General features: G+C 56.9%; 10 protein-coding genes. All 10 read left to right on the top strand.

Annotated elements, in window-relative coordinates:
- Positions 1-79 precede the first annotated feature (79 nt).
- The 10 genes from IP76_RS00420 (at position 80) to IP76_RS00370 (ending at position 13,862) form a co-directional block, all read left to right on the top strand.
- Positions 80-1,321: a site-specific integrase gene (locus IP76_RS00420; protein ID WP_054156202.1), complete on the top strand. Its 1,242-nt coding sequence runs from the start codon at positions 80-82 to the stop codon at positions 1,319-1,321.
- Between the two features lie 275 nt (positions 1,322-1,596).
- Positions 1,597-1,848 carry a hypothetical protein gene (locus IP76_RS00415; RefSeq protein ID WP_054156201.1) on the top strand — a complete coding sequence of 84 codons (252 nt, stop codon included), beginning with the start codon at positions 1,597-1,599 and terminating at the stop codon, positions 1,846-1,848.
- A gap of 106 nt (positions 1,849-1,954) precedes the next feature.
- On the top strand, positions 1,955-2,491 hold the full coding sequence (locus IP76_RS00410; protein ID WP_054156200.1) for a hypothetical protein: 537 nt from the start codon (positions 1,955-1,957) through the stop codon (positions 2,489-2,491).
- The gene (locus IP76_RS00405) at positions 2,461-4,035 is read left to right on the top strand and encodes a primase-helicase family protein (protein ID WP_054156199.1); all 1,575 of its coding nucleotides are present in this window, start codon (positions 2,461-2,463) and stop codon (positions 4,033-4,035) included. The genes IP76_RS00410 and IP76_RS00405 overlap by 31 nt, the downstream gene beginning before the upstream one ends.
- 453 nt (positions 4,036-4,488) lie before the next feature.
- Positions 4,489-4,866: an excisionase family DNA-binding protein gene (locus tag IP76_RS00400; RefSeq protein WP_054156198.1), complete on the top strand. Its 378-nt coding sequence runs from the start codon at positions 4,489-4,491 to the stop codon at positions 4,864-4,866.
- A 452-nt stretch (positions 4,867-5,318) separates the two neighbouring features.
- The gene (locus IP76_RS00390; protein WP_054156196.1) at positions 5,319-5,669 is read left to right on the top strand and encodes a hypothetical protein; all 351 of its coding nucleotides are present in this window, start codon (positions 5,319-5,321) and stop codon (positions 5,667-5,669) included.
- Positions 5,670-5,673: 4 nt separating this feature from the next.
- Complete coding sequence (locus tag IP76_RS00385) at positions 5,674-6,234, top strand: hypothetical protein (protein WP_054156195.1); 561 nt, start codon at positions 5,674-5,676, stop codon at positions 6,232-6,234.
- 252 nt (positions 6,235-6,486) lie between these two features.
- Complete coding sequence (locus tag IP76_RS00380) at positions 6,487-6,840, top strand: hypothetical protein (protein WP_156318430.1); 354 nt, start codon at positions 6,487-6,489, stop codon at positions 6,838-6,840.
- A gap of 475 nt (positions 6,841-7,315) precedes the next feature.
- Positions 7,316-11,947: a triacylglycerol lipase gene (locus IP76_RS00375; protein WP_054156193.1), complete on the top strand. Its 4,632-nt coding sequence runs from the start codon at positions 7,316-7,318 to the stop codon at positions 11,945-11,947.
- Positions 11,937-13,862 carry a hypothetical protein gene (locus tag IP76_RS00370; RefSeq protein WP_054156192.1) on the top strand — a complete coding sequence of 642 codons (1,926 nt, stop codon included), beginning with the start codon at positions 11,937-11,939 and terminating at the stop codon, positions 13,860-13,862. Before IP76_RS00375 ends, IP76_RS00370 begins: the two co-directional genes overlap by 11 nt.
- Positions 13,863-13,879 lie beyond the last annotated feature (17 nt).

Here is a 13,879-nt window from a genome sequence, read left to right as displayed (position 1 = left end):
TGACATTCCTGGCGCGCGGTAGCAATACGGTAGCAGGCGCATCTAGCGCCATGTCTGCTACCACGGAAGCTACCGGGATATGCCAAAACTCACGAAGAAGCTGATCGACGCGATAGACCCACCGTCAAGTGGCGCGGAGGTATTGTGGGACAGCGTGGTGCCTGGCTTCGGCGTTCGAACATCATCAGGTGGTACGCGAACGTATGTCCTCAAATATCGCACGCGTGAGGAACGGGTCGTGCGCTGGCTTAGCATCGCGCGGGTTGGCGACCTCACTTTGGACGAAGCCCGAGATGAGGCGACGAAACATCGCGGCGACATCGTAAAGGGCGGCGATCCCGCCGGTAAGCTCAGCGCTGCAAGGAGCGCGAAGACCTTCGGCAAACTCTGCGATGAATATCTCAAGGATTGCGAAACCAGGCCAAGGCCGCTCCGTCCTAATACACTGGCGTCGCACCGATCCAATATTGAGAACCATCTCCGACCGGCCCTCGGAAACCGGCTTGCGAAGTCCATCAAACTCCCTGACATCGAGCGGGTCCAGTCAGAGATTGCAACCGGCAAGACAGCGGTTCGCAAGCCAGGAAGGGGCGGTGTTACTTCCGGCGGCGAAGGTGCGGCTGCCAGATGCATCGCTGTGCTTGGGGCCATCTTTGAGTACGGTCGGCGCAACAATGACATTGATGCCAATCCGGTGGCGGATGTCCGAAAGCTAGCACCGAAGAGCCGGGAACGGTTCCTTTCAATGGAAGAGATCCGCAGGCTTGGGGTCGCCATGCGCGAGGCTGTTTCCGATGGTGAATCACCGGTAGGTGTCTCCGCTGTCCGGTTCATTTTGCTTTCCGGCTTTCGTCGTAATGAGGCGCTGTCGCTGGAGCCGAGCTTCATTGACCGTTCAAGCCAATGCGCGCGCTTGCCAGTGACCAAAACTGGCCGTCAGACCCGTGCCATCGGAAGGGCCGCCTTACAGGCCCTCGCCAGCGCTCCATCTAACGCGGTATGGGTGTTTCCTGCAGAGCGGGGCGACGGCCATTTCGTGGGGCTGCCGAAGGTGCTGGCACAGTTGTTCGCACGAGCCGAAATCGAAGCCGCCTCGGCCCATGATTTGAGACGTACCTTTGCGACCGTAGCCGTAGAGCTTGGATTTTCTGAACTGGTGATCGCCGCTCTTCTCGGACACAAGACGGCGGGGGTCACCGCCCGTTATGCAAGGACCCCTGACAAGGCGCTGCTCCTGGCGGCGGATGCGATAAGCGAAAGAATAGCAGCGCTGCTTGAGGGGGACGCTGTCGCAGATGTCATTCCGATTCGAAGAGCGTGAGGCGGTCTCTCTCGCTGCCTAAGGTTATGCTCAGTGCCGATGCCACCCGCCTTCGAGAAGGCGGGTTTTTCTTTGCCGGCCTGTCCGCAGCTCCCGAATCTTAACATGATCCTTTCCATCTGCCGGCCATTGGTTGATATCAAGAAATATCAAATGTTATCAGATGGATGACGGCAGAGAAAAAACCGCGGCGACTAGCAGAATACCGCAATGACATCTTCGCCGTGTCGCTGCAAAGCTCTTTCCGTTCCTAGATGACACGGAAGGTTTCCACGATGATTGCACTCAATGAACTCCGCCTGGTAGCCGAAGCCCGCGAGACAATCGCCACGCTTCCCGACGACATCATGGTTGATCAAAACACCGCCTCGGACATCCTCGCCGCTTTGGGCCGTCCGTATGCGCCACGCACGCTGCACAAATTGCGGTGCGTGTCTTCAACAGGACCCCGCTTCGTGAAAGCGCCAAATGGACGCATCCGTTACAGCTTGGCGGCACTCAAAGAATTCGCCTCAGCCTCGATCTAGTCGGCCTCCGTCAAAAAGCGGCGCGGCCTCGCGCTGTTCATTAGGCAAAAGAAAACCCCGTCCGACCGGCAAGTCAATGAACGGGGCTCCTCGAAAGATATTCAAGATGCGTAACGTTACAAGGCATGGAAATCAAGCCGGAGGCACAACGAAAGCCAACCGTTTCCAGGAAAAGATTGCCCTCATCGGAGCTGTAGAAGCCATCCAGGCAGCAGTCGAAGACGTTGAGGAAGGCCGACCCGTGAAAGCTGCATCTCGCCTTCGCGGCATCGCCGAATCCCTTCTTGATGAAGCCCGCATCCAACTCGCAGACATTCGAAGCCTCAGCCAGTTGCCACCGATCCACGAAATCAATGCTGCCTTGAGTGCACGCCGTCGAACCGTGCTTGAAAGGCGCGCAGAGACAGAAGGATGGAACTTCCGATGGGACGGTGATGCCTTCGAAGTCGCCGATACCACCGCCGGATTCTGGCTGACGGTTGATCCTTCAGACAATTGGGCTGCCTCAATTTCCGGCTCTCCAGATTGGCTGGTGTCTGACTCCGGCCTCTTAACCCTCAGCACGTTTTTAAGGGGAACGACGGTCGCGGAAGAAGCTTCGCGGTACGCGGCATGGATGAGAAGGAAGGGCGGCGCCCGATGACCGTTGGCCATCACTACTTCCCGCTTCCCGATGAGCAATTTGTTTTCAATCCCAACGCTGATGGCGAACGTAATGCGCGCGCCGTTGAAAAGGGTAAAGCCTTAGCCGAGCAGTACGACCACATCGTGAATGAGGGACCGCATCTGTCGGTGCTGGGGAAGGCATTCGTGGATGACGAGGGCGTGCCAGGGCATATCTTCTTCACGGGCGGCGAGGCTGACCTGTTGCGGGAATGGGTATTCATCACCTCTGACAACGAGTTCTTTAACACCAGGACTGGCGAGACAGTCTCGCGTGCCGCCTTCGACCTCTCCATGGCAAAAGTCACTCCCTCGGTAAAGATCACGAAGGATGGTCGGGACGCAGAACATAAGAAATTCCCGGCATCAAAAACGCTGGTCGAATACCTGAACGGCGCCGTGGTGTTCGGCAAGATGTACCGGCCTGATATCGCCACGCCACTTTTTGAGTATGAAGGCAAGCAATGGGTAAATGCTTATCTTCGAGCGTTCGTCCCGATGGCTGATGCCGACTGCAACACTAATGATGCTTGGTTCATTGTTTGGGAGCACATTCACAACATCGTGCCGGATGGCGCCGAAACCATCATAAAGTGGATGGCCCACAACGTGCAGCATCCCGGTGTCAAGGTGAACTGGGTTCCGGTTCTCATCGGCGTCCCCGGTGACGGCAAGACATCGATAGCCGAAGCACTTGCTGCCGCAATGGGCCGGACCAACGTCGGAAACGTCAGCAGTGACGCCCTCTTTTCCGGCTTCTCATCTTGGGGCACCGGTAAAGCGGTCCAGGCTCTAGAGGAGATCCGGGTTACCGGCCAAAACCGGCACGCTGCCATGGATAAATTGAAGGTCTTCATCACCAACCCCTTTGTGCCAATCCACAAGAAGGGCCAAGACGAGTTCAACGTGGTGAATGTCACCAACTACCTGGCGTTTACAAACCATGTCGATGCTCTTGCCCTGACGGATGACGACCGGAGGTGGGCGATTTGGAAAACTCGTTTTAATGACCGATCGGAAGTCCGGCGTGAGATGCCTACCTCATACTTTGAACGGTTTTACGAAGCGATCAACAATCACCCCGGCGTCATCCGGGCGTGGCTTCTGAACCATGATATTTCTGATTTCGACCGAACCTCTCCCCCGGAAACAACGACCTGGAAGAAGCGCATGATTGAAGCATCCCGAGGATCGGCAGAAGTGGAGATCAGGGAGGCCATTAGTCTCGGCGGATTCGGCATCGGCGAAGCCGTCCTTGCCACGGACTGCCTTAATGATGCCATCGCAAGACAGTGCGGCCATAAGATATCGACAAGCGTTCTTGCGGCAACACTAGAACGGATAGGATGGACCAAGATTGGAGCGGGCGAGAACGGGCGCACGCAGATTAAATGGAGGAAAGCCGCCCGCACCGTCTATTATCGATCGGAAGCTTTTGCCGCCGAACCGAGTCCGGATTTCGTACGGCTCCATCTCCCAGGCCCCCCGGAGCCTGATAATTTTCCTGGTGGAGTAATGGACTAACTCGCTTCGGAACCCGGCCTAGGCCGGGTTTTTCTTTGGCGCAGAGGTCACATGCTCGGTCACAAGCATCGGTCACAAGGCCGGTCACAAGTTCTCCAACCGGGTCACAAGCCAGCATGTGACCCGCATGTGACCCTCACCTTGTGACCTCATAATGCTCCAGTTATTTCAGATGTTTATCTAAAAAGGTCACAAGGGTCACAAGCTGTAAAAGGTCAGGAAACAAAAAAAGAGGGGCCACTATAAAAATCAATAGGTTACCTGAGTGCTGTCGACCAGATCGCAGAGCATCATAAAGAACTGGCCTCAGCTTGTGACCCTTGTGACCCGGCGGCCTTGTACTGCCTTGTTGATGCTTCCAGCCGCGTCTGGTGACTTACCGGATGCGAGATAGGCCGCAAAACCGGTGCCTTGTATCTTCAGGTATCCCGAAGGATCCGGAGACGCACCGAAATGAACGCCTACTTAACAATTCGCGAGATCTGCGAACAAACTGGGTTTAGCCGCCCCTTTGTGGCGCGTGAGATGAAGCGCGGAAACCTCTCGTTTGTCAAAATCGGCCGCCGCGTACGCGTCCCCAAACAGCGGTTTTACCGCTGGATGAGAGGGATGAACGCCGATGGCGTCTCCGTGACACCGGAGCCGGAACCTTCGCTCTCGGACCCCATGGTGAGCCTACAGAGCCGCCTTGACGAGGTCGCCGTCACCCTCACCGGGATCGCATCCCGGATGGAGGAGCGGGGGAGAGTGTTGGAGGGGATCGGCGCGAATCTGGAGTCGTTGGTCACTGAGATAAGGTCAAGGCGAGTGAAGCCAGGACAGGTTCGATGATTATTCCCGCCTCCGTCATCAGTGATGAAGCCCGGAACACCGGTAACCGGATTCTGCTGAACCTAGCCGAAAACGTGCCCGAAGTTGCTCCCTACATCGGGCACCTTTTGGAGCTAGCGGAGGGCGCTCGGGGCGCATCGAAGAAGATTGCCGTAGCCGCACGTAATGAGCGGATCCGATGGGTTCGGAATCAGGTTTGGCCACATCTCAGCGTACGCCGAGCCGCTACCGAGATTCGGAAAGTCGCCCAGGCGTTACGCCCTGGTGAATTCCCTCACAACGAACCCAAAGTGTCGGTCCGAAGAATTCTGGAATTCAATGGAGGAGAAATTCCCTCCGATCGAACCATTCGGGAAGCTCTTCGCGATTGATCCTGAGGAGTGGGCAACGCTTCTTGAGGATCTTGCCCACCACACCCCGGCATACTGAATCCATCGAACAGGAGGTCAGAGATGGCAACGATTGATGAGCAGAAGCTTCGGCGCTTCCACGCCGAGCGTAACGCAGCACATGCAGTGCTGATGCGGGCTTCTGAGGCCTACCGCTACGCCCTCGCAGATCGGGCGGAAGCCCGCACTAAGCTCGCAGAGGTTCGTGAGCCGGTCCCCGGTGTGAAGCGCCTCGGTGATGAGGCTGAAAAACCTTACCTAGCCGCCCTCAAGGCCGCTGAGGCAGCGCTAATAAAAGCAGAAGAGGAGCGGGAGCGACTCTCTGACATCTTCCAACATGCCATCAGGATCTGGTCTCGCTGCCGAGACTTCGCAGCAACCCACAACGCACTCCCCCACGATTTGAAGGATTGATCCCATGGTGAAAGCCTCCCTTTCTACTAAACTCGCCTCTCTGTTCTCCGCACAAGCTAAGGCCGCCGCTGAGATCCGCCGGGACCTCAACCAGATCGAAGCTGAGATCATTTCGAAAAAAAACCGGCTTTCCGATGTCTTGGCGGCCCCGATCCCTCTCAGCGAGGTGGAGGTAAGAGTGGACAGCTTCCTCAACGCTCGGGAGGTGGAGGCAAGAACGTGGTTTTACCCTTCGCTTATCGCCGATCCCAAGGGCTCTGTTCATGGGTCCGACATTTCAAAAGCGCTCGCCAAGTCAGATAGCGGTATCGGCGCACTCGCCATCCTCGGATTCCGTGAAATCATCCGTTCCCACCTCGTTGCTGAAGCCGTAGCCGCGATGAAAGGGGAGCCTTTGTCGGAGATGGAGCGGGAGAGGGAAACGAAGACGCTGGAGGCTGAGATCGCCGACCTCGAAAGGGACCGTGAACGTTTTACCCGCGAAGCGGAAAAGCACGGTATCGCCATTCCTCGCTCCGAAGACGCGGATCCCGCCGCTCTCTTGGCACCCGATCACGAGCTTTGACCGGTGTCACGGGTGGCCAAAATTCACAAGGCTCAAAGGGCTCTTGGCCGTGCCAAACGCAAGATTCAGAAAGCATGCCAGGTGATGGTTTGGGCGTCCAGGCGGGCAAAGTGGGACATCGTTTGTTCCCCGACACCTGACAGCTACAAGGCCACAATTGAAAGAGCAGTTCTCGCACAAAACGTGGCCATCGCCGCTGCCGCGCGCCGCGCCCTGGCCGCCGCTTGGCGCACCTAACAAGGAGTCAGCACCATGACGAATGAACAAGAGATGGCGGCAATTACTCAGAAGATACGGGCACGCCAGGAGCTAACAGACGCTGAGAAAGTGATGGCCCGCCAAGGACTGGCCGCCCACGCTCGCAAGAAGGCCAGTGTAGCACCTTCGGTCAGCGCCAAGAGGGGCGATGGAATCAACCGCGCCGCAATCTGGCGTAAGGCTATGGCTTCGCAAGATGAGGCATCCTTGGAGGAGATTGACAATACCGACCGCAAAACAGCGGGCACCCATACCAACATGGTTCGCAGCGGGGGATCACATGCAGATATGTGGCGTCGCGCTCACGAGCGAGCCCGTGCGATGCCGCCGATACACTGTGATGAATGAGTTTGCAAAGCGGGGCCTAGTCCTCCTCGCCGAGCAGCGCCGCCGGGAGTCAACGCTCGGCGGCGCACCCCTTATCCGTCAACAGGCGCGCGCAGCGATACGCGGTGCAAGGGCGTCAATTGCGCCGAAGGGTTTATGAGTGAGCTAGACCATTGAAACAAAGACGAAAAAGGTACTTCCCTAGGGCCGGGGAATGCGGGTGAACATGCCTGCGCACGCTCTTTTTAGCGATAGAACTTCCCAAAGTGTTGCACGGCTGATCTCCATGCATAGCCGAAACGAAGTTACGGCTGATACGGGCGTAGGCTCGGTCGCTGGCTCAAAGGACGATCCAGCGCGTGGACACGCAACGGATGTACGAGACCGTACTCCAAGCGAACAGACAAAATGGTTGATATTGCATTGGAATGAAACTTTTTTCTTTTGGTGTAGGGCCACGTTTTGCTACCGTTTCCAGTGAGGACAGGGGTAGCCTTTGGTTGAAATCAAGCGTCCACTGAAGAAATCGTTTGAGCACGTGGATACCCACGTGGTTTTCATCCATGGGCTTAAAGGTGACGTCGAGGGCACTTGGACTTCTGGTAGGGGGGGCAGTGCTGAGTTCTGGCCAAATTGGCTTGAAGAGTTGCCGAATGTCGCGACGTGGAGCGTAGGTTATCCGGCTGCTCGTGTAAAATGGGGTGGTGGCGCTGCGATGGCGATCGAAGACCGCGCCCCCAGTATTCTGCACCGACTACTGACCGTACCAGAACTGAAGCAGGGCGCCATCGTTCTGGTCGGTCACAGTATGGGCGGTGTTATTATCAAGGAGACGCTCCGGCTTGCAGAGGGGCGGGCTTCCGCCGATCCCGCTGCCGCAAGCTTCGAAAGCCGTGTCAGAAAAATTGCGTTCATCGCCACGCCCCATCAGGGTTCTTGGATGTCCTCGGTTGCCAACAAGGCCGCCCTTGTTATCAGGCCAACTGCCGCAACGTCCGGCTTGGGGCGAAACGATCCACATCTGGCGTCCCTTAATAGCTGGTTTAGGGACTACGCTACGGCGAACAGTCTTGATGTTCTCGGGTTCGGCGAAACGCAAAGGACGTTCTGGGGGCAGGTGGTTCATCCAGACAGCTCCGATCTTGGGCTGCCGTCGCCATCTAGATTCATTCCAATCGACGCCGACCACTTCAGCATCTCGGCGCCCGCCGACCGTGATGCAGACGTGTATGTCCACCTGAAGGAATTCGTTCAGCGACCTCGGCTTACTGACCACCCGCGGGTTGCACAATCGCAAAAACTCGATGAAGTCAGCGATGGAGTGCAGGAGCTCTTGCGTCGCAATGTCGTTGGGCCGATACGCGGTGTGGTCAATCCAATCATTGATCGGAACGCCTCTGACCGGGTTCTACGCATGCGGAGATCGCGCTATTTCATAGGCGCCGATACAAAAGCTGACGCAAGCCAGATTGCTCGTGACATCCTGGAGGGCGAGTTACTCGATGCCTCCAACGCGACAAAGTCCAACGTGCTCGCATGGTGCGCCCGTCTGCTTTCTTCCGACGATCCAGATGAGGCGGGGAGACTCGTCGAAGAGGCCCGTCGTCTGGGAACCGGCGATGAGATCAAAATTGCTTGTGCGTTTATTGCAGCAGCCCGCGGCGACAAGGATGGCGCACTCGACTTGATTTCCGCTATCAGCACGCCACTCGGTCAGACAGCCAGATTGATGATTGCCCTTAATGGTCTCTCTCCGCGTGACGCCGTGTTATGGATTAAAGATCGCGGCCCTGCGTTCGAGACTCTAGATGGCGATGGCAAGTTCATTACGATTGCGCGTCTGATTGCAGACTGTGAGGTCGATCAGGCGGTTGATGCGACTTCGCGGTTAGCGCTGGCCGATATGGAGCATTCTCCAATACTTTACCACTCGATTGGCATGTCGCACCTTCTCGCAGCAGTTCCATTCGAGATGCGGAAAGTATTGGTCGAGCACACGCCTCTTGACTGGGCACAGTTCCCTTTGTGGGAGGACGCTGCATCACTTGAACACCTGCGTAGCGCGCGCGAAAATTTCGCGGCGTTATCCCGCGCGGCGGATGACTTGGGATGCGATGCCGCGCGGCAGAATGCGGATGACTTTGCGCTGTGGCTCGCGTTGCGGGATCCTGCAGAAGCGGTTGCCGCACGGGAGCGCTTGGTTCGCAGCATGGCGGACCCCCGTGACATGGTCCATCGCGTGCCAATGGCTATGCAGTTTGGCCTGCAATTGGACCGTACCGCTGTAGATCGTGCAATTAACGCTTTCGAGGCGAAAGGCGGGCCGGACGTTAACGACGCTCTCATTGCACGCTTCGTCCTCACACTTCAGGACGATGATCCGGGGGCGCTCGCGGGATACATCGGCGCCAACCGAGATAAACTGTCGTCACTTATCGGCAGTACGGCTGTGTCATCGTTCGAGATAAGGGCACTTGCACAGGCTGACCGGCAGCCGGAAGCACAGGCGAAGTTGACTGACCTTCGTACCAGCGGAACGGCGACTGAAGAGGAGCTCCAGAAACTCGATGGCGCTTTGGCAGAAATGCGAGGCGAAGATACGATCTCTGCAGCTGAAGAGCAGTTCCGATCGAGCGCTGCGCTCGATGATCTGATCACACTCGTTGGCCGTCTTCAGGAACGCAAGGACTGGGTTCGCCTCACCCAATATGCTCGCCTACTTTTCGATCGTTTGAACGACTTTAAAAGTGCATCCGTGTATGCCCGAGCCGCTCACGAGAGCAGGGACTGGTCAGGAGTGGTCAGTTTTTTTGAGGACTATAGTGATTTTCTCGATCGGTCGGACCATTTGCGCCAGATCTATGCTTGGTCGCTGTTCCGCCTAGGTCAATTAGTGCGCGCGCGGGAAGCACTTGCTCCACTGCTAGCAAAACGAGATAATCCCAACGACCGCGCTCTGCAGATCAATGTGGCTATCACTTCTGGCGATTGGGGTTCACTCGCGCCCCTTGTTGAGCGTGTCTGGAACAGCAGGGCTGATCGTTCTGCCCTTGACCTCCTGGAGGCGGGTCAAATCGGTGCTATCTTTGGCTCCCCAAGGACGCGGGAACTAATCCGGGAGGCTGTCGCGAAGAGTCCAACTGATGCTGCCATCCTCGTGGCGGCTTATCACGCTGCGGTTTCGAATGGGTGGGAAGAAGACGAGGCGGTCGGCGGCTGGTTGAAAACTGCGATCGAGGCATCTGATGGAGGGGGAGGTGCTCCCCTGCAGCGTATGTCCTTCGACGATCTCATGAATATGCGGCCTGACTGGGAACGCCACGAAAGCGAGACTTGGGACCAGTTGTCTAGGGGTCAGATGCCGTTATTTGTTGCGGCGATGCGACTGAATCGTACCACCATCAGCATGTTGCTGACACCGGCCCTCGCCAGTCTTGACGAGGCTGATCCCAGGAGACGCAGTCTGTTCCTGACGTTTAGCGGCAGGGCAGCTGCTTCCATTGCTCCTAACCCGGTTCTGGCTAGCGTTGTGCCCCAAGCTAGCGTGCGAGGCGCAGTAGATCAGACTAGGATAGCCTTGGAAGCGTCGTCACTGCTGGTCCTTTCATTCCTTGATCGGCTTGACCTCGTTATCGAACGGTTCCAGCAGACGGTCATTCCACACTCAACGTTGCGCTGGCTGATCCGTGAACACCAGAGAACTCAGTTCCATCAGCCCTCCCAGGTACGAAGGGCCCGTGAGCTGAGAGACTTGCTTTCGCAGGATGCTTATTTCATCGTTGATGTCCTGGGTCGACCAGATCCTGACCTCACGGAGGACGTGGGAGAGGAACTGGCAGCGCTGCTCGAAACTGCGCGCACGATCGATGAAGAGTGCATCCAGAAGGTGGTCGTAAGGCCAGGCCCTGTACATCGGCCTGCCTCCCTGATGAAGGAAGACGCCGAACTGGCGGGATATAGCGACGTCCTGTGCGCATGTGGTGACGTGGTTACGGCCCTTCTGTCACAGGGACAGTTGACAGATGACGAAGCTGCCAGGGCGAGGGACTACCTCGGCCTTCACGAAGTGCAATGGGAGCAGACGCCCGCAATACAGCCAGGCGCCACGCTCTTGCTCGACGATCTGGCCATTTCGACCATGCAGCACCTGCGGCTAATCGGAAAACTCGGCATTGCTGGTTTCAAGATCGGTATACCGCGTGGCCACGCGGAGCGCGTCGCCGCACTCATACGTCATGAGGCCTATGCGAACGGAACAATCGAGCACATAGAACGCATAAGAGCCACACTTGCCGACGGCATTGTATCCGGCAAGGTGATAGTAGGACCCGAGGCTGATGACCAAGATGAAGAGATCGCGCACGTAGCGGAGCACCCGACTGCTGGAGTTTTTGGATTGGCCCCTCTGGTTGATCTAATCGTTGTGGACGACCGTGCGCTGAACCAGTTCGCCAACGTGGATACGAACGGTAAATCTGTATCAGTCGGCTGCACGCTTGATCTTCTCGATATGCTGGAGCGCGGTGCCGCGATTAGCGCTGCAGAACGGACGGAGTCAGAGACCAGACTACGTCGCGCCGGTTTCCAGATGATTCCGCTGCGTCTGACGGAACTGCTTCGTCTCGTGGACGCGGCGCAAATCCAGAACGGGCAGCTTCAGGAAACCGCCCATCTCAAATCGATCCGGGAAAGCATAGAGCGCCTGAGAATGACGGATTCGCTACAGCTTCCGGCCGATCAACCATGGTTCGATAGTCTGCTCATGACGGTGCGCGAGGGCGTCCGGGCCCAATGGAACGATGGGATAGATGACGCAACGGCGCGGGCGCGTTCGGACTGGCTCCTGCGTCTGTTGCATCTGCAGGGTTGGTCACACCGGTTCGACGCAGCCACTGACCGTGACACAATCATAAACCGCTACAGGCTGATGTCGTGGCTCATCATGTCGATACCACTGACCAACATCGGCGAGTCAATGCGGCGCTTTTCGGCATGGATAGAAGAAACTCTGATTGATCAGATGCATTCATATGATCCTGCATCGCTGGATGCGCTCGTCGAACAGGCCAGAAGCTATATTGAGGCATTTGCCGAACAGTTTGACCAGAGGAGGGGCGATGACGACTGAGAAACGAAAGGCTATCGCTCGCGAGCTTCTGAGTTACTTCCCCGAGACAATCAAAGATCGCCTCATTCTTGATCGCGGATTTCGCGGGCGTAACGGCATACGCACTGTGGCCAAAATCAACTTTGCCGGTGTCGATGGGTCATTCCCCAGGAACGAGCTAATGAGGGCTGTGAGCAGGGTTTTTCACCCAGGGTCCACCCCTGAAACTGTTGCTGACGAGGTCGGAGACGTATGGCTGCTCGCTTTTGATGCAGAAGCCGGAGAGCCAACTCTGACGAAAGGAGAACAAAGGATCTCGCTTGGCAGCCTGTGGTATGTTGCGGCAGACGATGCGACGCGATGCTCCAGGCTAGAGCAGATGTTCAATGAGAATCGTGCCGTTGGTGCAGACCTTGATCGATGGCGTGAGCTTCTTACGGCTGGCCCAATTGATCTCGAAGATATCGAGACCTTCCATCAGGACTTTGAACGCACTCCGACACAGATCGTGCTCGGCATACGTGCAGGAATGGCTGAGGGAAGCTCGAAACAAGACTCGCTCACGCCGAGGGGGCTGAATTTCTATGAGCGTCTCGTCGGCGCTCGAGGAGATGCGGCCACAATGACCGCATTTGCTGAAGTTTCGGCAAAAAGCCATGTCAAGGAGCTGCTAGCATGGAATGCTGAAGAAGGACTCCGTCAAGCGTTGCTAGCGGGATCGCAGGCCAGCTTGGTGCCCTCACTGCCGGAGGGCTTTGATCTAGCAATACTGGAACGTGTCACGGCCTGGGCTGCTGACCGTGGTGATCGGATTTCACAGACCGCAGCGTTTGAGCTGGGCCTGCGGCATCTCAAAGAGAGCCCGTTCCTCATGCCATATCTTGTGTCGATCGCTGAGCAGATCAGGGACGACGATCCTGAAGATCCTAACGGCCGGCTTCTTCTGCTGTCCAATCTCTTCGTCTTCGTGGATGGCTCTATTGCGCAACTTGGATATCTCAGGGACGTGCCACCTTATTGGCGTCGTCTCGCATCGATTGCGCAGGCATCCCTGATTGAAAGGGAGTTCGTGCGGGGAGGTATCTCACCAGGGAACTCCACAAACTGGATGAATAACGGCCGCGGGACACCATTCTACCTGCAGAACTCGATTGATGGGCGGCTGGAGCCACGCTGGCTACCTGACTTCGCAACACCACAGCAATGGAAACAGGAATTGGCAGGGCGGCTGGTTGGGGCGGCTGACCTTCATGCCCATGCGATTCAGGGGACGCCTCTGGAGCCACTAGTCCGGTCTTCGGATGCTGGCAGTCTTCGCTCACAGCTAGAGTTTCCCTTCGCCCATCTGCCCGGACCAATTGAGGGAGGGCTTGACCGGATGGTTGAGGCACCCCCTGAGTTCGAGGCATTGGCCCGGCACAGTGTAGCGGTTGATGCGACCGATCCTGAAGCCTTTAACGCGTTGGTCAATACTTGTCTTGTTTTCGGCACGCTGCCAGAGCTGGCTCAGAAGGCGGCCGAGGGCATCAAGGCTGCAAAATACCGAATCCGCGACAATGCGCGCACTGGTCAGAACTTCGGTATGCTGAGCGGACTTGCCTTGGTCGCCGCCGTGACCCGTAGCCAAGATCTTGCGCGCGAAGTCCGCGTACTTAATCGCGTCGCTTTAAGGCGGGCGGGTAGCGACCTGGACATGGTCCAGTCATTTCGAATTGGCATCATTGCCGCAAATGCGTTCTCTGATCTGAATGAATGGCGGCAGTTTGTTGGAGACTGGATTACCGAGCTCGCTTTCAGCGACATGGACCGAGCTACAGCGATCCAACTTCACGGGTTAGTCGAAGTCTTATGCGATTTGGAACCAGCTCTTTGGGCGACCCTCTCCAGGGCTGATGCGGCGCTTACCTCGTTCGTCAACTCAGTCCAGTCAGCGTGATCGGTCGCCGCTGATTT

It is taken from the genome of Rhizobium sp. AAP43, from assembly GCF_001296045.1.
In the GTDB taxonomy this organism is placed as follows: domain Bacteria; phylum Pseudomonadota; class Alphaproteobacteria; order Rhizobiales; family Rhizobiaceae; genus Allorhizobium.
Note: the sequence above shows the minus strand (reverse complement) of the source record. Positions and strands in the feature narration are given on the sequence as shown.